General features: G+C 68.4%; 21 protein-coding genes. 5 read left to right on the top strand and 16 right to left on the bottom strand.

Annotation, left to right across the window (positions count from 1 at the left end; genetic code table 11):
• Positions 1-203 precede the first annotated feature (203 nt).
• From D000_RS0107305 to D000_RS0107295, 3 genes are all read right to left on the bottom strand, one after another.
• Complete coding sequence (locus D000_RS0107305) at positions 204-527, bottom strand: non-heme iron oxygenase ferredoxin subunit (RefSeq protein ID WP_018872882.1); 324 nt, start codon at positions 525-527, stop codon at positions 204-206.
• A 42-nt stretch (positions 528-569) separates the two neighbouring features.
• On the bottom strand, positions 570-899 hold the full coding sequence (locus tag D000_RS0107300) for a hypothetical protein (RefSeq protein WP_018872881.1): 330 nt from the start codon (positions 897-899) through the stop codon (positions 570-572).
• Positions 900-1,394: 495 nt separating this feature from the next.
• Complete coding sequence (locus D000_RS0107295; RefSeq protein WP_018872880.1) at positions 1,395-1,853, bottom strand: YaiI/YqxD family protein; 459 nt, start codon at positions 1,851-1,853, stop codon at positions 1,395-1,397.
• Positions 1,854-2,040: 187 nt separating this feature from the next.
• Between D000_RS0107295 and D000_RS13840 the strand changes: the two genes are divergently transcribed.
• On the top strand, positions 2,041-2,217 hold the full coding sequence (locus D000_RS13840) for a PLDc N-terminal domain-containing protein (RefSeq protein ID WP_018872879.1): 177 nt from the start codon (positions 2,041-2,043) through the stop codon (positions 2,215-2,217).
• Positions 2,218-2,266: 49 nt separating this feature from the next.
• Here D000_RS13840 and D000_RS0107285 read toward each other — a convergent pair whose 3' ends face one another.
• A complete protein-coding gene (locus tag D000_RS0107285; protein ID WP_026279829.1) occupies positions 2,267-3,658 on the bottom strand; it encodes a MinD/ParA family protein in 1,392 nt (463 codons plus the stop codon).
• 232 nt (positions 3,659-3,890) lie between these two features.
• Here D000_RS0107285 and D000_RS0107280 point away from each other — a divergent pair, with 232 nt between their 5' ends.
• Positions 3,891-6,020 (top strand): HDOD domain-containing protein, encoded by a 2,130-nt coding sequence (locus tag D000_RS0107280; RefSeq protein ID WP_018872877.1) that lies wholly within the window; start codon positions 3,891-3,893, stop codon positions 6,018-6,020.
• A 27-nt stretch (positions 6,021-6,047) separates the two neighbouring features.
• Entirely contained in the window at positions 6,048-8,189 is a 2,142-nt protein-coding gene (locus tag D000_RS0107275; RefSeq protein WP_018872876.1) for a bifunctional diguanylate cyclase/phosphodiesterase, read from the top strand.
• A gap of 51 nt (positions 8,190-8,240) precedes the next feature.
• On the opposite strand, the gene D000_RS0107270 is transcribed toward D000_RS0107275, so the two are convergent.
• Positions 8,241-8,723, bottom strand: coding sequence for a DUF1249 domain-containing protein (locus tag D000_RS0107270; protein ID WP_026279828.1), 483 nt, complete (start codon positions 8,721-8,723; stop codon positions 8,241-8,243).
• 113 nt (positions 8,724-8,836) lie between these two features.
• On the opposite strand from D000_RS0107270, the gene D000_RS0107265 reads away from it, so the two are divergent.
• On the top strand, positions 8,837-10,474 hold the full coding sequence (locus D000_RS0107265) for an alpha-D-glucose phosphate-specific phosphoglucomutase (RefSeq protein ID WP_018872874.1): 1,638 nt from the start codon (positions 8,837-8,839) through the stop codon (positions 10,472-10,474).
• A 22-nt stretch (positions 10,475-10,496) separates the two neighbouring features.
• On the top strand, positions 10,497-11,870 hold the full coding sequence (locus D000_RS0107260) for a sodium-dependent transporter (protein WP_018872873.1): 1,374 nt from the start codon (positions 10,497-10,499) through the stop codon (positions 11,868-11,870).
• A gap of 27 nt (positions 11,871-11,897) precedes the next feature.
• Here D000_RS0107260 and D000_RS0107255 read toward each other — a convergent pair whose 3' ends face one another.
• The 11 genes from D000_RS0107255 to fdx form a co-directional block, all read right to left on the bottom strand.
• Positions 11,898-13,004: an aminotransferase class I/II-fold pyridoxal phosphate-dependent enzyme gene (locus D000_RS0107255; protein ID WP_038047615.1), complete on the bottom strand. Its 1,107-nt coding sequence runs from the start codon at positions 13,002-13,004 to the stop codon at positions 11,898-11,900.
• 95 nt (positions 13,005-13,099) lie between these two features.
• Positions 13,100-14,590, bottom strand: coding sequence for a ribosome biogenesis GTPase Der (gene der / locus D000_RS0107250; protein WP_018872871.1), 1,491 nt, complete (start codon positions 14,588-14,590; stop codon positions 13,100-13,102).
• A 28-nt stretch (positions 14,591-14,618) separates the two neighbouring features.
• Positions 14,619-15,779: an outer membrane protein assembly factor BamB gene (bamB, locus tag D000_RS0107245; protein ID WP_018872870.1), complete on the bottom strand. Its 1,161-nt coding sequence runs from the start codon at positions 15,777-15,779 to the stop codon at positions 14,619-14,621.
• 196 nt (positions 15,780-15,975) lie between these two features.
• Positions 15,976-16,590: a tetratricopeptide repeat protein gene (locus tag D000_RS0107240; protein ID WP_018872869.1), complete on the bottom strand. Its 615-nt coding sequence runs from the start codon at positions 16,588-16,590 to the stop codon at positions 15,976-15,978.
• Positions 16,591-16,623: 33 nt separating this feature from the next.
• Positions 16,624-17,895, bottom strand: coding sequence for a histidine--tRNA ligase (gene hisS / locus D000_RS0107235; RefSeq protein ID WP_018872868.1), 1,272 nt, complete (start codon positions 17,893-17,895; stop codon positions 16,624-16,626).
• Between the two features lie 45 nt (positions 17,896-17,940).
• Complete coding sequence (locus D000_RS0107230; protein WP_018872867.1) at positions 17,941-19,059, bottom strand: helix-turn-helix domain-containing protein; 1,119 nt, start codon at positions 19,057-19,059, stop codon at positions 17,941-17,943.
• Positions 19,056-19,826 carry a type IV pilus biogenesis/stability protein PilW gene (gene pilW / locus D000_RS0107225; protein ID WP_018872866.1) on the bottom strand — a complete coding sequence of 257 codons (771 nt, stop codon included), beginning with the start codon at positions 19,824-19,826 and terminating at the stop codon, positions 19,056-19,058. Before pilW ends, D000_RS0107230 begins: the two co-directional genes overlap by 4 nt.
• Positions 19,823-20,956, bottom strand: coding sequence for a bifunctional tRNA (adenosine(37)-C2)-methyltransferase TrmG/ribosomal RNA large subunit methyltransferase RlmN (locus D000_RS0107220; protein WP_018872865.1), 1,134 nt, complete (start codon positions 20,954-20,956; stop codon positions 19,823-19,825). The genes pilW and D000_RS0107220 overlap by 4 nt, the downstream gene beginning before the upstream one ends.
• Positions 20,957-21,073: 117 nt before the next feature.
• A complete protein-coding gene (gene ndk, locus D000_RS0107215) occupies positions 21,074-21,505 on the bottom strand; it encodes a nucleoside-diphosphate kinase (RefSeq protein ID WP_018872864.1) in 432 nt (143 codons plus the stop codon).
• 365 nt (positions 21,506-21,870) lie between these two features.
• Positions 21,871-22,074 (bottom strand): Fe-S cluster assembly protein IscX, encoded by a 204-nt coding sequence (gene iscX / locus D000_RS0107210; RefSeq protein WP_018872863.1) that lies wholly within the window; start codon positions 22,072-22,074, stop codon positions 21,871-21,873.
• Between the two features lie 10 nt (positions 22,075-22,084).
• Positions 22,085-22,423: an ISC system 2Fe-2S type ferredoxin gene (gene fdx / locus D000_RS0107205; RefSeq protein ID WP_018872862.1), complete on the bottom strand. Its 339-nt coding sequence runs from the start codon at positions 22,421-22,423 to the stop codon at positions 22,085-22,087.
• Position 22,424 lies beyond the last annotated feature (1 nt).

Below are 22,424 nucleotides of genomic sequence, written 5' to 3'. Positions count from 1 at the left end.
GACCACAGCCAGGTCCTGTCCTGTGTCGCCGCCCTCGGTTCGCCCCTTGTCTGCCATCGCTGTGCGGCCCTCCTGCCGATAATTGTCCGCCCGCTTCAATCCCTTGCGGGCTGTAGTAAACGCTGATTCCCGGCCGCGTTTTTCTGGACGATAGTGTACAGGGGCGGCCTGCACGCGGCATCCCGCGCGGGCGCTCGCGGTGCTCAGTCCAGCGGCTGCGCGCCGACCTGGATCATCGTCCCCTCGACGCGGACCGGAAACCGCGTCAGCGGATCCTCCGCTGGCGGAGCCATCACCGCGCCGGTGCGCAGGCAGAACTGGGCGTCGTGTATCGGGCAGGTTATGCAGTCATCAGCGTCGATCTCGCCGTCGGCGATGGGCACATCCTCGTGCGTGCAGAGGTTCTCTACCGCGAAGTACTCACCGCCGAGGTTGAACACGGCGACCTCGGTATCCGCCGCTTCCACCAGGCGATGGTCACCGTCCTCGATATCCCCTACGGGGACTACGTCAATCCATTCCGTCATGCGATTATCCAGACCTTCCGTTCTTGTATGACAGCGTATCGGTCAGCGCGCCGACGCGCGCAGCGCGGCGGTCGCGGCGGGATCGATCTCGATGCGGCGACCTTCCTCCGGGTGGTAGGAGAAGCGCCCGACCACCCGGAGGCTCTCGCCCACATGCGCGCGCACCGCCGACTTCGGCGTGACCGCGACACGATTGATCGCGTCGTCTTCCAGCCAGTAGTGTTCCGGATCCTCGAAACGGTTCACCACGCCTTCGGTCTCCACCAATTCACCATTGAAGGCGGGCGCGGATGCCGCCAGCTGCTCCAACGTGACCGGGGAGACGCGCTCGCCACCGCAGCCGGCGAGCAGCAGGGCCAGCGTACCCGCCACGATCAGGCTCCATCGTCTACCCACTTGAAAGCTCCTTTTGTGGTTATGGCGAACGCCGCCACCGATGCCTTACAGCCTACCGGAATCGTCCCCGGGCGCCCGATTAACCCCGGTCTCCGTGCCCCATGGGAACACCTCGGACCGCGGGCCACGCCCCCTGCACGGGCAGCGGGGCTGCACCCTCACGATTCAAGTCCACCCACGCCTCGCCGTTACCGAGGGAAGACCCACCCACGCACTGCCAGCGCAAAGGGGCCGCTCGTGAATCCGGTACCGCACACCCGTCACCGTATGGACCGCCGCCTCGGCGCGCACTCGCGGGGCCCCGAGACTGCCTCGGCGTCTGAGCCCGAACGCGCATCCACGCGCCCGCACCCGGACTGCGCAGGCACAGAGGACTGGATCGGGATCGCGCACGAGGCCCTGCGGCTGATCCGACAGCTTCGCGTTTAGGCTTCGAGCTCAGGGCACCACGGTCGCTGCCGAGCCTGGCGGTCACCCCGGGCGCGGTGCGTGTTGCGCAAGCCAGCGGTCGAGGGCATTGCCGAAGGCCTGGCGGTCGCGCGGGCCCAGGGCTGCGGGACCGCCGGTGTCCACGCCGCTGCCGCGCAGCGTATCCATGAAATCGCGAATGCTGAGGCGCTCGCGGATGTTGTCGCGGGTATAGAGCTCGCCGCGCGGATTGAGCGCCTGGCCGCCCTTCTCGATCACCTCCGCGGCCAACGGGATATCGGCCGTTATGACCAGGTCGCCCGCCGCGAGACGCCGGACAATCTCGTTGTCGGCGACGTCGAACCCGGCACCGACCTGAATCGAGTCAATCAGCTTGGACGGCGGCGTACGCATGGGCTGATTGGCGACGAGGGTCATCGGCGTCCCGGTGCGCTTCGCGGCGCGAAACAGGATCTCCTTGATCACGCCGGGACAGGCATCGGCATCCACCCAGATCTTCATCGGTTTCCCCTCGTTCCAGTTTGCGCCGCAGGGTATCGGTTTGTGGCCGCAGGCACATTTTGCCGCGACCCGCGCTGGCGCCCGCAGCACAAGCGTGTTACGAAATGTCGCATCGCACCACCGGACCGCGGAGCGGGCCACCCGCCGGCACCGTCCCGGCCGCATCACAACCTGCAAGGAGCCTCGCATGGGCATCGAAGTGACCGGCATTCTGGGCCTGATCTGGCTACTCGTCGTCATCTGGGCAATCGTGAAGACCGCGCAGAGCCCGGCCGGCCCGGTGGTGAAACTGCTGTGGATCCTGATCCTGCTGTTCCTGCCCCTGCTGGGCCTGATCGCCTGGCTCCTGCTCGGGCCTCGCTAGGTCTGATCTCTCAATAGGTTGTCCACGGGGTGGCGTGGACTGGAGCTATTCAGTCCGATAGTCGGCGCAGGAATGCCGCGAGATCCAGGTCCGCGTCCGTCCGCTGGCGCAGACGTTCCGCCAGCGCATCCTGGCAGCCGAAACGCTCGTGGTCATAGCCCGGCAGACGGCCCGACCCGGTGACTGGCGCGGACTCCGCAGCAGCGGCGCGCCAGCCGAAATCGGGTGGCGGGGTCGCGGCAGGCGCCGACTCCACGCGGGCCGATCGGGGATCGGGCGTATCCACGCGCGACTGGCGCTCGACGCGATCAGGCGCCGCGGCCAGGGCGCGGTAGCGGGCCTGCAGTTCATCGAGTGCGGCCCCCAGGGATTCGGGACTGGCTTCGCGCAGGCTGCGCTCGAAGGCCTGGTGCAGTGCATCGAGCGCATTGGGCGCATTGGGCGCATTGGGCGCATCGGGCACATCGGACGGCTCCGCATCCACCACCACGCTAATGGCCGGATCGGCGGCCGCGGCCGGGGCCCCCTCGGGGGCAGGATCGGCCGCCGCCCCGGACTCTGGCTCAGCCCCGGGAGCCGACGATGCGGGCGGCGGCTCGGCCTCCGGGGCGAGATGCGCGCCCCAGAAGCGGCTCAGCGGCATCGCATCCGGCGCCGGCACATCCTCTTCCAGCGCATCGGCCAGGCGCTGGAACGGCCGCGCCGACGGGTCATCCTCCGCGAACAGTGCCACCGGATGCTGCAGCGTAACCGCGGAGCGCAGGCTCTCGTCGCGCTGGATAAAACCAAAGAACTCGACCCGCGTGTGCAGGTACTTTTCCGCGGCATTGGCGAAACGCTGGAACACACTGCGCGCCTCGGCCACGTCCGCCACCATGTTGACGATCACCCGCACCTCCAGGGCCTGCTGGCGCAGGGCCAGCTTGAGCAGGGAGAAGGCATCCGTCAGCGAGGTCGGCTCCGGGGTCAGCACCAGCAGGACCTGGTGACCGGCGGCGAGGAAATCCAGGGTGGTCGCGCCGATACCGGCGGCGGTATCCAGCAGCAGGTCATCGAAATCGGGCTCGATACGGGCCAGCTCGTCCACCAGGCGCCGCTGTTGCGCGGGTGACAGCTCGGCATACTCGCGCAGGCCGCTGGCCCCGGGGATGATCCGCAACCCGTGCGGTCCCTCCAGCAGCACCTCCTCGATCCCGCATTCGCCTGCGAGCACCTCGGCCAGCCCCCGCGCCGGACGCAGCCCCAGCAGGATATTGACGTTGGCCAGCCCGGTATCCCCATCCAGGATGCACACACGCCGGCCGCGCCGCGCCAGCGTAATCCCGAGGTTCACCGCGATGCTCGATTTGCCCACCCCGCCCTTGCCGCTGGCGACGGTGAGCACGCGCGGCCGTGCGCGGCCGGCGGAGGGGGCTTCCGCTGGGGCAATCCGATCCGGCATCAGGACTCCCTGCTTCGCATTCATCGGCATTGGCAGCCTGGCAACATCAACCTAAAGAATGACGACGAACTCACGCCGGGTCTACCCCATTTGCTGGCACCCGGCAAGACCGCCCATTATAGTCGGGTATCCGTACCGGGCCGGCGCCCGCGACCAAACCTGTTTGGCGCGCCGTGCCCGGACATCGGTCCGTGAGGACGACGGGCCGCCCGCATCACCACCGGGGAGTGCAATGGCGAGGGTCAACACGGCAACGGAGGGTCTGCCCAGCCTGCCCCAGGCCCTGAGCGCCGTGCTCGATGCCACCCAGGCCGACGAGGCCGATTTCCAGTCCCTGGCGCGCGCGATCCTGCAGGATGCCGGCATGTCCAGCCGCCTGCTGCAGGCCGCCAATTCCCCTTTCTATTTCCGCGGATCGCCCTGTCGCACCATCGACCGTGCCCTGTTCAGCCTCGGTCTGGATACCGTCCGCAGCCTCGCGCTGACGGCGGCCATCCAGCAGCTGTTCGGTGCGTTCGGCATGCGGCATCGCGCGTATGTCCGCATCGTCTGGCGCCGCTCCCTGACCTGCGCCGGACTGGCACAGGCCCTGGCGACACTCACCCGCTACCCGCGTCCCGAGGAGGCCTACCTCGCCGGACTGCTGATCGATGTCGGTCGTCTGGTGCGGCTCGCGGAGGACGAGGGGCACTACTGGCCGATCCTGCAAACGGCCACGGACGACCCGCACCTGATCGCGACTGAACGCGAGACCTACGGCCGTCACTATGGCGAGCTGGGGGGAGACTGCCTGGAGGCCTGGGGGCTGGGCCGGTTCCTGGCGGACGCCGTGCGCTATCACCTGGAACCGGCCGAGCGGGTGCGCGATGCCCATCACCTGGTCAAGCTGGTGAACCTCGCCCACGCCCTCGTCTGCCTGCCCGCCACGCTGTCCGCAGCCGCCGAACCCGAGTGTAACGAGGCGGCCCTGGCCGCGGCGGATACGCTATTCGGGCTGAACGAAGGCCTGGCGCGCGAGCTACGTAACCGCGCCGACGAGGATGTGCGTCGCGTGGCCGGCGCGCTGGAGATTGAACTGGCGCCCAGCGCAGCCGCGGCCGAGTCCGGTCCGGAGGCCTCCGACCGCGCGGCCGAGCGGGCCCTCGGCATGCGGGTGCGCGACCTGACCGAGCTGGAACGGATCAACGCCGAGATGGCGCGCGCCGCCAGTCTGCAGGAACGCTGCCTAGCGGCGCGGCGCGCCCTGTATCTGACCCTCGGGATCAGCCAGTCGCTGCTGTTCCTGATGGACGCCGACCAGCAGTCGGTCAGTGCCTGGGTAGAGGACGAGGAAACGCCCGATTTCACACTGCCCCTGCTGCCCGGGCGCAGCCTGGTCACGGACACCCTGCTGGACCGCGAAATCCTGCGCCACGAAGAGGACAATGCCGCCGGACTCCCGGTCATCGATCAGCAGCTGTTCCGCCTGTGCGAGGCCGAACGGCTGTGGAGCTATCCCCTGCTGGCCGATGGTGACCAGCCCGCCGGGGTGCTGATCCTGGGCCTGAGCCAGCACGAGGCCGAGACCCTGGAGGCCCGCAGCGACTTCATCCGCTCGCTTGCCCGCGAGATCGCCCGAGCACTCGCCCGCGCTGCGCCACCCCCCGCCGCCCCGAGCGAGGACATGCAGCGCATCCGCGAGACGGTACACGAGGCCGGCAACCCCCTCAGCATCATCCAGAACTATCTCGGCGTGCTGCACCGCAAGCTGGGCGAGGAGCACGAGGCCCGGCACGAACTGGGTCTGATCAAGGACGAGATCGATCGCGTCGGCCGCATTCTGCTGCGACTGCGGGACCCGGACGCCGTACCCGCCGACGACAACGGTCCGGCCTCGCTGAACGGCCTGGTGCGCCAGATCGCGGACATCGTCGACGGCTCGCTGTGCCGGACCCGCAATATCCGCCTCCATCTCGATCTGACCCCGGCGGACCCGCCCCTGACAGTGCCGGCCGACCACCTGCGCCAGATCCTGACCAACCTGCTGAAGAACGCCGCGGAGGCGCAGCCCTCCGGTGGCGAGATCACCATTGCCACGCGCGCCCCGACCACGGTCAGCGGGCGCCGGGTGGTGCCGCTTTCGGTGGCCGACCGCGGGCCGGGCCTGCCGCCCGAGATCCAGGCCGCGGCCTTCGCGCCGGTCGCATCGACCAAGGGCAGCGGCCACTCCGGTCTCGGGCTCAGTATCGTCAAGCGCCTGACCGAGGAGATCGGGGCGGGGCTTGCCTTCACCAGCACAAGCGCCGGGACGCGCTTTGACCTTGCCCTGCCCCTGCCGCCGGCAGGCACGGGCAGCGCCTCATCAGGGACGATGCGGACATGACCATGCCCCATTGACCCCGAGGCCACGATGACCGAACGCGACGCGACCCCTGATCCGAAGTCCGTACGCATCCTGATTGCCGACGACGACCCCGGGCTGCTGGAAAGCCTGCGGCAGCTGCTCAGCCTCGAGGGCTATCCCGTACATACCGCCAACGGTGGCGGCGCCGCCATCGAGGCCCTGCGCCAGGAGTCCTTCGACCTGCTGCTGCTGGACCTGAGCATGCCCGGTCTCGGCGGGGTCGACGTGCTGCGCTTCATGCGCGCGGCGGACCTGGAGACGCTCACCGTGGTCGTCAGCGGCAACAGCACGGTTGAAGATGTCGCCGGTGCCCTGCGCGAAGGTGCCCACGACTACCTGAAAAAGCCCTACGAACCGGCCGAACTGATGGCCACCGTGCGCAACGCCCTGCAGCGCAAGGTGCTGGAAGACACCAACCGCGCGATGCGCGCGCGTCTGGAACAGTCCGAGCGTCTGCACCGGGTGATCGTGAACAACTCGCCGGATATCGTCTTCATCCTGGACGCCGACAAGCGCTTTCGCTTCGTGAATTCGCGGGTCCACGAGCTGCTCGGGTATTCACGCCAGGACCTGCTGGAGACCTCGGTGCTGGATCTGGTCGAGGCCGACGAACGCGACAAGGCGGAGTATTTCTTCGACCAGGCGCGCAACCGCCAGACCCACCTGCGTTCGGTGGAACTGGCCCTGCGGCCCGCCCGCCACTCGCGCACCCGGCGCTTCTTCGAGGTCGCGGTATGGCCGGCCGGCGCCGGGGAGACACACGACCACGGCGGCCATGAGGCCCTGACCTACGGCACCGCGCGGGACATCACCGACCGCAAGGAATCCGAGGCCTTCATCAACTTCCAGGCCTACCATGACCTGCTGACGCGACTGCCCAACCGCGCGCTGTTCCGCGATCGCGTGGATGTCGCCATTTCCCACGCGCAGCGATCCGGTACCCGCCTGGCCGTGCTGTTCATCGACCTCAACCGCTTCAAGGTCATCAACGACTCCCTGGGACACACCGTGGGCGACCGGCTGCTCCAGGGCGTGGCGCAGCGCCTGCAGGACTGCATCCGCAAGGGCGACACCCTGTCGCGCTTCGGTGGCGACGAATTCACCCTGCTGATCCCCGGGCTTGCCGACAACGACGCGGCAGTGCATGTGGCCGACAAGATCCTGGAGAGCCTGCAGGCCCCGTTCGAGATCGGCGAACACGAGCTGTTCGTCGGGGCCAGCATCGGCATTGCCATCTACCCCGATGCGGGCGACAACCTCGAGGCCCTGATCAAGAACGCCGACATCGCGATGTACCGCGAGAAGAGCACCGGCCGCACCGGCGTGCGCCTGTACAGCCCGGAGATGGGCGGACACCCGCCGCAGCGCCTGCAACTGGAACAGGACATGCGCCGCGCCCTGGACCGCGACGAGTTTCACATCCTCTATCAACCCCAGATCGACACCCACAGCGGGCTGATGGTCGGCGTCGAGGCCCTGGTGCGCTGGGATCACCCCCGACTCGGCCTGCTGGGACCGGCGGAATTCATCGCCATCGCCGAGGAGACCCGCCTGATCGTGGAGCTGGACCGTCTGACCCTGCGCACCGCGATCCGCGAGATCCTTCATCACAACCGCGAGGGCCGCCCAGAGCTGCGCCTGGCGATCAACCTCTCACCGGTGCTGGTCGAACGCGACGACTTCGTGGAGGATTTCCTCGGGATCCTGGGAGAAACCGGGTTCCCGCCCGATCTCCTGGAGGTCGAGATCACCGAGAACCTGCTGATGAGCGACACCGTGGACACGGTGCACAAGCTGAACCGCCTGTGCGCCGCCGGCGTGCAGATCGCAGTGGACGACTTCGGCACCGGCTACTCGTCGCTCAGCTACCTGCAGAAGCTGCCGATCCACACGCTCAAGATCGACCGCAGCTTTACCCACACGATCTGCCAGGAGGACGAGGCCTGCATCGTCAATGCCATCATCTCCATGGCGCGCGGCCTGCAAATGAACATTGTGGCCGAGGGCGTGGAGACCGAGGCCCACCGCGACTACCTGCAGCGCCTGGAGTGTCCGATGATGCAGGGTTTCCTGTTCAGCCCGCCGGCGCCCCTGCATGCCCTGCTGACCAACGGCGATCTGGTGGCCGCAACGGCCACCTGCCAGTAGAACCGTCGCGCCCGCCGCGGCTGCCGGGGCCGGCGGCCGGGATCGCCCCGATCAGTCCAGGGCAACCACCTCCGGGCCGGCATCCGCGCGAAATCGGTGGCCCTGGCGCAGGCAGTAACGCAGCCACTTGTAGAGGAAGCGGTTGTGGCGCCAGCGACACAGCAGACCCGGGTGCCCGGTACGCATCTCCGCCGCCAGGTCCTCCCCGATGCGGCGGCAGTGCAGCTCCAGCACCTCGGCCTGGTGCGCATCGTGGAACATGCGCACCCGCATGTCCGGCTGCCGGCGCTGCTCGCCCTGGTGATCGAAGTGATAGGTCAGGTGCAGGGTCGTGGTGTAACGCGTGCGCTCCAGCACCTCCAGGTGCAGGTCCAGCGCCCCCGCCACCCGCGACACCGAGCGCGGCGGCAGCCCCGCCGGCTCCGGGCACAGGCGCCGCAGCGCAAGGTAGTTATCCTCGTACATCTCCATCAACGCCGCGAAGCTCGCGGGCCGGGGGTCGAGGTGAGCGGGGTTACGGCGTTCCAGCAGCATGTCGCGCAGTCTAACAGCCCGCGCACGCCCCGCCGCGAGCACCAGCACCGGAAGGCGGGACACCCCGGGGGCTTTTTGGTAACGTCGAACGGAACAACAAGGATGCTCGGCCCATGGATATCAGCGTCGTCACGACTCGCCCCTTCCCCGACCAGAAACCCGGCACCTCGGGGCTGCGCAAGCGCGTCCGGCAGTTCCGCCAGCCGCACTATCTCGAGAACTTCATTCAGAGCATCTTCGATGCCTGCCCGGAGCTGCTCGAGGGCGAACTGCTGCTGGGCGGGGATGGCCGCTTCCACAACCGCGAGGCCATCCAGGTCATCCTGCGCATGGCGGCAGCGAACGGTGCGCAGAAGGTCGCCGTGGGCCTCGGCGGGCTGCTGTCTACGCCGGCCGCTTCCCATCTGATCCGCAGCCGCGGCGCCACCGGCGCGCTGATCCTCTCCGCCTCGCACAACCCCGGGGGCCCGGAGGGCGACTTCGGCGTAAAGCTGAACACCGCCAATGGCGGCCCGGCCACCCCGGCGGTGACCGATGCCATCCACGCACGCAGCACCGCCCTGAGCCACTACCGTATCGTCAACGGGGCGGAACACGTGGACATTGACCACCTCCACACCCAGAAACTGGGCGAGATGCAGGTGGAGATCCTGGACCCGGTGGTGCCCTATGCCGATGCCATGGCCACGCTGTTCAACTTCGAGCGTATTGGCGAGCTGCTGCGTTCCGACCACTTCGACATGCGCTTTGATGCCATGCACGCGGTCACCGGCCCTTACGCCGAGGAGATCCTGGTGAAGCGGCTGGGCGCCTCCCCCGAGATCATCCTGCGCGCGGAACCGCTGGCCGACTTCGGCGGCCGCCACCCGGACCCGAACCTGTCGCATGCGCGCGAACTGCGCGAGGCCCTGTTCGGACGCAATGCCCCTGATTTCGGCGCCGCCTCCGATGGCGACGGCGACCGCAACATGATCCTGGGCCGCCACTTCTTCGTGACGCCCTCGGACAGCCTCGCGGTGATGGCCGCAAACGCACACCTGATCCCGGCCTTCGCCGACGGGCTGAAGGGCGTGGCCCGCAGCATGCCCACCAGCCAGGCCGTGGATGCCGTCGCACGGGCCATGGGCATCCCCTGCTACGAGACACCCACCGGCTGGAAGTTCTTCGGCAACCTGCTGGACGACGGCCGCATCCGCCTGTGCGGGGAGGAAAGCTTCGGCACCAGCTCCGACCACGTGCGGGAAAAGGACGGTCTCTGGGCCGTGCTGTTCTGGCTCGACCTGCTGGCCGCGCGCCGCCAGTCGGTGGAGGAAATCGTGCGCGACCACTGGCGCCAGTACGGCCGCCACTACTACACGCGGCATGACTACGAAGAAGTGGAAAGCGAACGCGCGGAACAGGTCATGGCCCGCATCCGTGACCAGCTCTCGGTCCTCCCCGGCCAGTCCCTCGCGGGCATGCGGGTGGCGGCGGCCGACGACTTTGCCTACCGCGATCCGGTCGACGACAGCCTGACCGAACACCAGGGCCTGCGCGTGCTGTTCGAGGGCGGGGCCCGCATCGTGTTCCGGCTGTCCGGCACCGGCACCGAGGGGGCCACCCTGCGCCTGTATATCGAGCAGCACGAGACCCACCCCGATCACCTCGATGCCGATCCCCAGGTCCTGCTGCGGCCACTGATCGACGCCGCTGTGCGACTGGGCGACATCCCTGGCCTCACCCGCCGCCAGAAGCCCGACGTCATCACCTGACCGGAGCCACGCCCCCAGCGCCATGCACATCGCCGCAACGGCCCAGCGCTGGAGCCATGCCTATGCCTTCTTTCTGGCTGCCACGGCCTCCGCCGTGGGCCTTGGCAACGTCTGGAAGTTTCCCTACATCCTCGGACAGAACGGCGGCGGCGCCTTTCTGGCGGTGTATCTGAGCTGCATCGCGCTGATCGGCATCCCGATCATGATGGCCGAGGTGATGATCGGCCGGCACGGGCGCCGCTCGCCCGGCTATGCGGCGCGGGCCGTCGCCCGGGAAAGCGGGGCCCATGACCTGTGGCAGCTAGTCGGCTGGCTCGGTCTGCTCGCCGCCTTCCTGATCCTCGGCTTCTACGTGGTGATCACCGGCTGGGCCTTCGCCTATGTGCAGAAGGCGGCCAGTGGCGCCTTTGCCGGGGCCGGCGGCGACACGGTGGCCGCGCTGTTCGCGGGTCTCACCGGGTCACCCGGCGAGATGCTTGCCTGGAGCACCCTGGTCGTCGTTCTCGCCTTCGCAATCGTGGCCCTGGGGCTGCGCCGGGGACTGGAGCGCTGGCTGCACCTGCTGATGCCGCTGCTGCTGGTACTGCTGCTCCTGGCCGTGGTCAGCGGGCTGTGGATCGGCGATGCCGCCCGCGCCGTGGACTTCATGTTCCGCCCCGACTTCTCCGCCCTCACCGCTCAGGGCGTCCTGATCGCGGTCGGCCATGCCTTCTTCACCATGACCCTGGCCGCGGGCGTGCTGATGATGTTCGGCGCCTACCTGCCGCAGGAGACCTCGATCGCGCGCACCGCGATCGGGGTCGCACTGGCGGACACCGCTGTGGCGCTGATCGCCGGTCTGGCGATCTTCCCGGTCGTGTTCGGCTTCGACATGGACCCGGCCGAGGGCCCGGGGCTGATGTTCCAGACCCTGCCGCTGGCCCTGGCCGCGGCGCCCGCCGGGGTCATGCTGACCACCCTGTTCTTCGCCACCCTGAGCCTGGCGGCATTCAGTTCCGTCATGACCAGTGTCCAGGCCTTTGTGCACCTGTTCCACGAACGCCTGCACACCTCGCGGATGCTGGCCGCGCTGGTCTGCGGCGGCGCCATCTGGCTGCTGAGTCTGGCAACGGTGTTTTCGTTCTCCGGTGCCGCCTGGACGCGTCTGGACATCACCCTGGCCGGGCGCGAGCTGCCGACGCTCTACCACGCGTTCGAACACACCGCGATCAACCTGCTGCTGCCAGTAGGCGGGCTGCTGATCGCGACCTTCGTCGGCTGGGTCGTGCCGGCCCGCATCAGCCGCGAGGAACTCGCCCTCGCCCCTGCCGGCTTCCGGCTCTGGCGCTTCCTGCTGCGCTACGCCGCACCCGGCGCACTGGGGCTTCTGCTGCTGCAGCTCGTTGGGGTGTTTTGAGCCCTGCCGGCGTGCCGGGCGGGCGCCCTACAGCACCCGGGCCAGGCGCTCCACGGCCTCGCGCAGGCGGTCCTGCGACTGAGTATAGGCAATGCGCAGGTAGTCGCGCCCACACGAGGGGCTGAAATCCGTCCCCGGCGTCAGCGCCACCCCCGCGCGGTCCAGGATGCGGGCGCACAGGGCCTCGGAGTCCGGTCCATGCGCGGTACAGTCGGCGTACAGGTAAAACGCCCCCTGCGGGTGCGCCTGTACCTTCAGGCCCAGTCCTGGCAGGGCCTCCAGCAACAGGTCGCGACGCTGGCGCAGCTCCCGCACCCGAGCCTGCAGCAGGGCCTCAGTCTCCTGCCCGAAGGCCGCCAGGGCCGCGGTCTGGGCCATCGTGGCCGGGGCCACGAACAGGTTCTGCGCCAGCCGCCGCACCGACTCGACCCAGGCCGCGGGCACAACCATCCAGCCCAGCCGCCAGCCGGTCATGGCGAAATACTTGGAAAACGAGTTGATCACCACAACGTCGGGGAAATCGGCGGCGGCGCTGGGCTCCGGGTCCTCGAACACGATCTGGGCGTAGATCTCGTCCATGATCACCAGCCCGCCACGGGCCCGCACCACCTCCACGATGGCAGCCAGCCGCGTACGCGACAGGCAGGTTCCGGTCGGATTCGCGGGCGATGCCAGCAGCACCGCGCGCGTATTCGCACCCCAGGCCGCGGCAATGGCCTCGGCGGTCGGCTGAAAGCCCTCTTCCGCGCGTACCGGAACCGCGACAGGCCGGGCCCCGCGGGCGGCCACGAACTGGCGATTGCAGGCATACCCGGGGTCCGGCAGCAGCACCTCCTCGCCCGGGTTCACCCCCGCCGCCAGTGCCAGAAGGATGGCCGCGGAGGCCCCCGCGGTGATCACGATACGCTCGGGATCAACCGCGGCCCCGTGGCGGGCGCGATAATCGGCCGCCAGGGCCTCGCGCAGGGCCTGAGTGCCATGGGCGGGCGTGTAGCGCGTGTCCCCGTTCGCCAGCGCGGCGTGCCCTGCGGCGATCACCTCCGGGGGCGTCGGGAAGTCCGGCTCCCCTACTTCCAGATGGATGATATCGGCACCGGCGCGCTCGGCCGCCTGGGCCCGCGCGAGAATATCCATGACCCGGAACGGCTCCACCACCTCGGCGAAGGCCGACAGTGCCGGGCCGCTCACGGGCTCTTCGGGGGAGGTGCGCGCCACGCCCGGGAACGGCGTCAGCGACGGACGTGCCGCATCAGCCGCTTGCGTTTTTGCTGCTGGCGCGGGGTGAGCTTGTTCCGGCGCCCGGCGTAGGGGTTGCGGCTGGAGCGGAATTCCAGCCGCAGCGGGGTGCCCACCAGCTTCAGGTGCTTGCGGAAGAAGTTCTCCAGATAGCGCTTGTAGCTACCCGGGAGCGCATCGGTCTGGTTGCCGTGCAGCACGATCACCGGCGGGTTCTGGCCACCCTGATGGGCATAGCGCAGCTTGATCCGGCGGCCGCTGACCATGGGCGGGGCATGTTCCGCTACCGCGGCCTCCAGCAGCCGCGTGAGTTCGGGCGTGGAGACCTTGCGGAAGGCACTGGCATGCGCCTCGCGCACGTCATCCAGCAGGTGCCCGACATTGGTCCCGTGCAGCGCGGAGATCAGCCGCATGCGGGCGAAGTCGACAAAGCCCAGGCGCCGGTCCAGCTCGTCGCGGATGCGCTCGCGGGCATGCTCCTGCATCCCGTCCCACTTGTTCACCGCCAGCACCAGGGCGCGGCCCGCCTCGATCACCATACCCAGCAGGTGGGCGTCCTGGTCGGACAGGCCGGCCTGCGCATCCACCACCAGGATCACCACGTGTGCGGCCTCGATCGCCTGCAGGGTCTTGATGACACTGAACTTCTCGATCACCTCGTGGACCCGGGCGCGGCGCCGCACCCCAGCGGTATCAATCAGGGTGTAGTCCACCCCGTCGCGCTCAAAGGGCACGAAGATGCTGTCGCGCGTGGTGCCGGCCACATCGGTGGCCACCACCCGCTCGTCACCGAGGATGCGATTGACCAGCGTGGACTTGCCGACGTTCGGACGCCCGACGATCGCCACGCGGATACCGGGCCAGTCGTCGAGCGCAGCCTGCTGCGAGGCCTCGTCGAGGCCGTCACTGGCCGCCCCGGTGCCGCTGCCAGCCCCTGTGCCCTCGGTTTCGGCGTCCTCGGTCCCGGCCTCCGCCTCGGCAATCCGCCGTGCAGCGGCCACATCCTTGCGCACGGCCTGCATCAGACCCTGCACGCCGCGCCCGTGGGCGGCGGCAATCGCCGTCACCTGCCCCAGCCCCAGCGCATAGAACTCGGCGCTGACCGAGTCGGCGTCGAGCCCGTCGGTCTTGTTGACCACCAGACGCGCGCGGACGCCGGCACTGCGCAGCTGGTCCGCAATCACCTGGTCCTGCGGGGTGAGGCCGTCACGGGCATCCACCAGAAACAGCACATGGTCGGCCTCCGCCACCGCGCGCTGGGTCTGTTCGGCCATGGCCCGGTCCATCTCCGCACCCTCGCCGGACAGACCACCGGTATCCACCACCAGGTAGGGGAAGCCCCCTACCTTGCCGACGCCGTACTGGCGGTCGCGGGTCAGACCGGCGACATCCGCCACCAGGGCATCGCGCGTTCGCGTCAGCTGATTGAACAGGGTGGATTTGCCGACGTTCGGGCGGCCCACCAGTGCGATGACGGGGATCATGCGTCGATCTCGCCCACCAGCCGGTCGCTCACTCGTCGCCTCCGAGTCCCGATTTCACCGCGGTCAGCTGGCCGTTGTCGGTTACCACGTAGAGCGTGCCGTTAACCAGCACGGGCCGGGTAACCACGGCGCCGGAACTCGCGCGGATGCGCGCCACGATGCGGCCGTCCTCGAGATCCAGCCAGTGCAGGTAGCCCTGATAGTCACCGACAATCGCATGCGAACCGACCACCACCGGCGCGGTTACGCCGCGCAGACGCAGGGCATCCGTCTGCCACAGGTCACCACCACTGCGCGGGTCCAGGCCCCACACGTGACTCTCGGCATCGGTCACCACCAGCACATCGGACCCGGTGTCCACGTCCGCCCCCTGATAGGAGGAGAAGTCACGTGCCCAGAAGATCTCGCCGGAGTTCAGGTCCAGTGCCGCCAGGCGCCCCTGGTAGGTCGCGGCAATCGCCGCGCCGCGGTACAGGGGGATGTGCCCGTCGATGTCCACCATGCGCTCGACCTCGGTGCGGCCGCTGGAAATGCCCAGGGTGGTCTCCCACAGCACGTTGCCACGGTTGAGCCCCAGCATCAGCAGGCGACCATTGTCGAAGCCGGCCAGTACCCGTCCGGAGGTGATCTGCGGGCGCTGCGCGCCGCGCAGGCTCAGCGACGGCGTGGTGCGCAGCGCGGTCCACTGGGTTGCGCCGGATTCGGCATCCAGCGCATGGATGCGACCGTCGTTGGTACGTACCACCACCAGACCGCCGGCGACGTCGGACACCGCCAGCACCTCGCTGGAAAGCGTGGCGCGCCAGCGTTCTCCATCGCCTGCCAGATCCACCCCGATGGCATGGCCGTCCAGCGTACCCACCACGGCGATCTCCTCGCCGATACCCACGCCCGCCGAGATCCGGGCGTTGTCCAGACGGGTCTGCCAGCGCTGGCTGCCGCTCTCCGGGTTGAGACCCGTCACGCGCCCGGCGGCATCACTGACTACCACCAGGTCCTCGCCGATGCCCGGGTACATCTGCCACAGGAAGCGCTCGCCGCCGCTGCCGACAGAGCGCGACCACAGCCGCTCCGCTTGCCCTTCGGCCTCGAATTCCGGCAGGTCGGCCGGGGGCTCGGTGGTATCGCGCTGCCACAGACCGCAGGCGCTCAGGGACAGGATCAGCGCGCTGGCAAGCAGCAGGCGCACGACCGAACTCGTTAGGGAAGGCACTGGCATCGGGCGACGAATCCTCCGGGAAAAGTCTGGCTGGGAAAACGCGGATTAAGGCAACACGGATTACTGTACACGCCCGCGCCGGGGTCGCGCCTGCAGGCGCAGCGACGTGCGGGCGGCGGCGAGCATCCGATCCCGGGCTGACAACGCGAGCGCACGCACGCGGCGGTCAGACCGAGAGCTCTTCGTATTTCAGCTGCAAATACTCCGGACGGTGCCCGGCATCCAGCGCGGCGCCATAGCGCTCGCGCGCCAGGTCGCGGTCACCGCGGGCGCGCGCCAGGTCGCCTTCCAGCTCCAGCCGCAGACCGTCAAAGGCATCCCCGCGGATCGCCTTGAGCACGTCCTCGGCCGCATCCAGCCGTTCGGCCAGGATCAGCTGGCGCGCCAGCCGCAGGCTGAACACCTCGCGGTAGCCGCGATCGGGCGCGCTGTCGCGCGCCGACTCCAGCGCGCGAATCGCCGCCTCGCGATCATCCTGGGCCAGCGCGACATCGGCGCGGTAGATCCAGGCCAGCGACCGGTACGGGGTCCCGCGGCCCTGTTCGATCAGGGCGTCCGCCAGCTCGGCGGCGCGCTCGGTCTGGCCGACCTGACCGGCGGACTGCAGGGCCTGGTACATCTCCGATGCCACCTGGGCGCGGGTCTCCTCGCGGTCGCTCCACCAGTTCCAGCCGAACAGGCCGCCAATCCCCAGTACCAGACCCGCGACAATGGCCAGACCATTATCGGCCCACCACTGCTTGATGCGTTCCGCTTTCTCTTCGTCGGTGAGGTAGCTCATGCTTTTCTCTGTCGGTTGTACGTCGCGCGCGGGCTACTGCAGGGCCGTGCGCATGTAATCAGCCAGGGCGGCACGCGCAACCGCCTCCTGCTCGCCGCCCTGCGATCTTAACGGCTTGACGGTTACGGTGCCCGCCGCCTGCTCGTCCGAGCCGAGCACCAGCGCGTAGCGGGCACCCAGACGGTCGGCCCGCTTCATCTGCGACTTGAAGCTGCCGCCACCGCAGTGCTGGACCAGGCTCAGTCCCGGTAGCGCGTCGCGCAGTTGTTCCGCCAGCTGCAGGGCATCCGCCACGAGTTCGTCGCCGCCCACGATCAGGTAGGCGTCCGGTCCGCTGGCGGCCGGGGCCACGGCGGCCCCCTCCAGCAGGGCGACCAGCCGCTCCAGCCCCATGGCCATCCCGATCGCCGGGGTGCCACGTCCCCCGAGCTGCTCCACCAGCCCGTCGTAGCGACCGCCGGCACATACCGTGCCCTGGGCCCCGAGGTCGTCGGTGATCCACTCGAACACGGTATGGGTGTAATAGTCGAGCCCGCGCACCAGACGCGGATTGTGCTCGAACGGGATCCCGAGCTGTTCCAGCTGCGCACAGAGCCCGTCGAAGTGGGCCCGGGACTCCGCATCGAGGTGGTCCATCAGGCTGGGTGCCTGCGCCACCACCGCGCGCGTCTCCGGGTGCTTGCTGTCGAGGATGCGCATCGGGTTCTCGTACAGCCGTCGCTGCGCCTCCTCGTCGAGGGCCTCGCGATGGCCCTCGAAATAGGCAATCAGATGCTCGCGGTAACGCTGGCGGCTATCCGGCGTACCCAGCGTATTCAGTTCCAGGCGTACGTTGTCCAGGCCCAGCATGCGCCAGAGGCGCGCGGTCATCGCCAGCATCTCGGCATCCACGTCCGGCCCCGGAAGCCCGAACACCTCCACCCCCACCTGATGAAACTGGCGGTAGCGCCCCTTCTGCGGGCGTTCGTGGCGAAACATCGGCCCCAGATACCAGAGCCGCTGCACCTGGTTGTGCAGCAGGCCGTGCTGGATCCCGGCGCGCACGCAGCTGGCGGTCCCCTCCGGGCGCAGGCTGAGACTGTCGCCGTTGCGATCTTCGAAGGTGTACATCTCTTTCTCGACGATATCGGTCACATCCCCGATCGAGCGCTTGAACAGCTCGGTCGCCTCGACCACGGGCATGCGGATCTCGTGATAGCCGTAGCCCTCAACGACCTCCCGCAGGGTGGCCTCCAGGTGCTGCCAGACGTGGATGGACTCGGGCAGGATGTCATGCATCCCGCGAATCGACTTGATCGCTTTCATGTTGCCTTTTGGTTCGTTGCGTGACGCTGATGAGCCCTCGGGGGCTCAGCGTTCCAGATCAAAGCGTGCGGTACGGTCGCTCCTGACGTGCGGCTCGAGATCGAACGCCTCGCCGTCCAGATTCAGGGAGACCCCGGCGGCATTGCCCAGCACGACCCGTGCGGGCAGTTCCAGACGCAGTTCCTCGCGATCGCCCTGGCTCAGCACGCCGGTCAGGACGACTTCGTCCGCGGCATCGCGCACCTCCACCCAGGAGGTCTCGCTGAACTCGAGCACCAGCGTCGCACCGGTACCGGGGTGCGCAGCCGTGTCTGCCGGGGCCGGAGCCTCGACCGGTTCCGGTGCGACCCGGGCGGGTTCCGCAGGCTCGGGCTGCGGCGGCGCCACCGGCTCGGCCAGAGCCTCGGCGGCCACGCGGGCGTCCGCGGGCACCGTGTCGGTGCTGGCCTCAGCCTCCTGCTCACTGGGCGCCTCGGGCTCGGCCGCGGCTTCCGGCGCTGCGGCCGGCGTCTCGGTTTCGGAAGACACCGTGTCCGCAGGCGCCTCGTCTCCGGGCTCGCTGCGCGGGGCCTCGCGGGTGTCGCCCAGATTCAGTGCCGGCAGGCCCAGGCTGTCGCCACGCTCAGTCCATGCATACACGCCCAGGCCCAGCAGGCCCAGCACCAGCAGGAGCGCGAGCCAGTAGATCCCGCGCCCGCGCCGCCGCTGGCGACCGCGCGCCGAGGGCGTCGCCACCGCCCGGAGTTCGGGCTCCATCAGTCCGTGTTGTTCAAAGGCCGCGATCCAGGGGTCCGCGTTCACACCCAGCTCGCGCGCACAGGAACGCAGGTAGCCCCGTACGTAGGCCGGCGGCATGTGCTGGAACCGGTTCGCCTCGAGGTCTTCCAGGGTCCCACGGCCGAGGTGGATACGCCGTGCCAGGCTCGCGGTGTCGAGCCCGGCCGCCTCGCGCGCGCGGCGGAGGCTCGCACCCGGTTCGCCCTCGCCGGAACCCTGCTCGGGCGCGGATGCGGCGGGCTGATCGCGGCTGGTCAGGCCGCTGGCGGCCGAAAACGAGGGCTCGGGATCCGCCGTTTCCGGGCGCAGGGATTCCACGTGGGTAACAGAGTCATCGACCTCATCGACGCGCCCGAGCCCCGGTTCCTTGTCCCTGGGCTCGCTCACCCTTCACGCTCCAGCCGACGCAGTTCTTCCAGCTCCGGACTGTCCGGGAACTGGCGGTTGAGACGGTCGGCACAGGCGTTGGCCGAACGGCTGTTGCCCAGGGCCGTCTCCGCCTGGTAGCAGAGCAGCAGGGTCTCGGCGTTTTGCACACCCTGCCCGTCCAGACGCTGGAGGAAGGCGCGCGTCTGCATCGGACGGCCATCGTCGTAGGTCAGCCGGGCCATCTCCAGCAGGGCCCGCGGATACTGCGGATCCAGCTCCAGGGCACGCCGCAGCTGGCGTTCCGCCTCCTCGCGGTCACCCGCATCGAAGTGGCAGACCCCCGAATTCATGTAGGCGATGTCGCGGCGATCGTAATCCGGATTGGCGATGGCCTTGGCGAACAGCTCCTGTGCCTCGTCGAAGTCGCCGCGCCCACACAGCAGCGCCCCCAAGTTGGTCTGGGCAAAGGGGTTGCCCGGGTCGCGGCGCAGCGCGCTGCGGTAGTGATCCTCCGCCGCCGTGGTGTCGCCCTTGCGCTCCATGACCGCGGCCATGCCGATGTTAGCCAGGGCATAGCCCGGGTCGTAGTCGAGCGCGCGGCGCAGGTTACGTTCCGCCTGCTCGAACTCGCCCTCGCGCAGGTAGCCGATGCCCAGCTCGGCATGCACCTCGGCCGCCTCCTGGCGGTCGCCCGAAACCGGCCGGTCGGCGGTCGCGGCGCACCCGCCGACAAGCAGCGCCAGGGCCAGCACTCCAGCCACTCGATAGCCCGCGCGTACGGTCATGAAGCCCTCCGGTCCGTCTGTGGCAATTCGGCATGCAGCCGGAACATGCGCATGCCGCGGTTGGTGCGATCCTCTACCTGCCCCACCAACTGCCCGCAGGCGGCATCGATATCGTCGCCCCGGGTCCGGCGCACGGTGGTGACGTATCCCGCCTTCTGCAGGCGCCGCTCGAACGCCAGCACATCCTCTTCCCGCGGCCGGTCGAAAGGCGCCCCCGGAAACGGATTGAACGGGATCAGGTTGATCTTGCCGGGGATGCCGCGCAGCAGCCCCGCCAGTTCGTTGGCATGCTGCGGCTGATCGTTGATCCCCGCCAGAAGCACGTACTCGAAGGTCACACCACTGTGGGCATCCGTCGCCTCGACGTAGCGGCGGCAGCTCGCCAGCAGTTCGGCGATCGGATACTTGCGATTGATCGGCACCAGACGATCGCGCAGGGCATCGTTCGGCGCGTGCAGGCTGACCGCCAGGGCCACATCGGTGTGCTCGCTGAGGCGATCCAGGGCCGGCACCAGCCCGGAGGTGGACAGGGTCACCCGGCGCCGACTCAGGCCATAGGCGTTGTCATCGGTCATCAGCTGGCAGGCCGGCACGACCGCATCGAAGTTCGCCAGCGGCTCGCCCATCCCCATCAGGACCACATTGCTGACCGCCCGCTTGCGCCCCTCGGGGGCCGGCAGGCGCTGCATCGCCAGCCAGACCTGACCGATGATCTCGGCACTGGTCAGATTGCGGTTGAAGCCCTGCTGGGCAGTGGAGCAGAAGGTGCAGTCCAGTGCGCAGCCCACCTGGGAGGAGATACACAGCGTGCCGCGGCCGCCCTCGGGGATGAAGACGGTCTCGATGGCGTTGCCATCCGGCAGGCGCAGCACCCACTTGACAGTCCCGTCCGCGGAGGCCTTTTCCAGACCAATTTCCGGCACCCGGATCTCGGTCTCCCGCGCCAGGCGCTCGCGCAGCTTGCGCGACATGTCGGTCATCTGGTCGAAATCGGTCACCCCGCGCTGGTGAATCCATTTCACCAGCTGGGTGGCCCGGAAACGCGGCTCACCCCACTCGGCCAGCAGCTCGACGAGCTGTTGGTGGCTGTAACCCAGCAAATTCAGGGGGGTGGAGGATGCGTGTGCCATAAGAGGGACCAATTGGCTGTAACACCCTAGTGTACTTCGCGGAAGGGATGCCTGCCTACGGGCCCGGCGACGTTCGCCCCCGGGCCGTAGTGCATACAGGCAGCAACCCGGCGCGTGTTACCGGGTGCGCGGGCAGACGCCGTCGTCGCCGAAGAAGAAGGCGATCTCGCGCTCGGCGGTTTCCGGGGCATCGGAACCGTGCACGGCATTCTCGTCGATGGAGACCGCGAAATCGGCACGGATGGTGCCCGGGGCCGCTTCCTTCGGGTTGGTCGCGCCCATGATGTCGCGGTTCTTGGCAATGGCGCCCTCGCCTTCCAGGACCTGCACCAGCACCGGACCGGAGATCATGAACTCGACCAGGTCATTGAAGAACGGGCGCTCCTTGTGCACGTCGTAGAAGCCTTCGGCCTGCTCGCGGCTCAGGTGCATCATGCGCGCGCCGACGACCTTCAGGCCGGCCTTTTCGAAGCGGCCGATGATGTCGCCGATGGCGTTCTTGGCAACGGCGTCGGGCTTGATGATGGAAAGGGTGCGTTCTACGGCCATGGGACGGCTCTCCTGCTACTTGGATTGAATCGGGCGATGGTCGCGCCCCGCTACAAACGCGAGAACCCGCCGTACGGCGGGTTCCCAACGCAAAACGACGCGGACACAACGTGCGTCGCGTAGTTTATCGACCTCCCACGCCCACGGCAATCGACCGCGCCAAGACCTTAGTGCACCGCCAGCGTCGTTCCGAAGATCAAAAGCGGTTCACAGGAAGATGGGAAGACTGGAAGGAATCATGATGTGTGGCCATCGGGTGGTTCTTGCCGGGGCGGACCTCAGTTGAATTCTTCCTGTCTTCAAACCTTCCTGTGAACCGCTCTTGACCTTTAGGGCGCTGATGCGAAACCAGGCTTGGCTCGTCGTCAGTCGTCGATGTCGGCCTCGTCCATCCAGGCGGCCTGGATCGCCTCCAGGATGCGCTCGCCGGAGCGGTTGGGGTCGTCGTCGAATTCCGGCAGTTCCATGACCCACTGGCGCAGGTCCACGAAGTTGATGTTGCGCGGGTCCACGTCCGGGTGCTCGTCCGCCAGCTGGATCGCGATTTCCTGGGTATCGGTCCACTTCATCGCCATGCCCTCAGTGGTTCTCGGAGACCTGGTTGATAGTGTACTTCGGCAGCTCTACGACCAGATCGGTGTCGGCCACCAGTGCCTGACAGGAGAGTCGGGAATCCGGCTCCAGCCCCCAGGCCTTGTCCAGCATGTCTTCCTCGTCCTCGGTCGCCTCGGCGAGGCTTTCCAGCCCCTCGCGCACATAGACGTGACAAGTCGTGCAGGCGCAGGACTTCTCGCAGGCATGCTCGATCTCGATCCCGTTTTTCAGGGCGAGATCGCAGATGCTGATGCCCGGTTCGGCCTCGATGGAGGCCCCCTCCGGGCAGATTTCCTCGTGGGGCAGAAAGATTACCTGGGGCATG

Source organism: Thioalkalivibrio sp. ALJ16, assembly GCF_000377345.1.
Classification (GTDB): Bacteria; Pseudomonadota; Gammaproteobacteria; order Ectothiorhodospirales; family Ectothiorhodospiraceae; genus Thioalkalivibrio.
The sequence above is the reverse complement of the archived record's forward strand: the minus strand, read 5'-3'. Positions and strand labels throughout refer to the sequence as shown.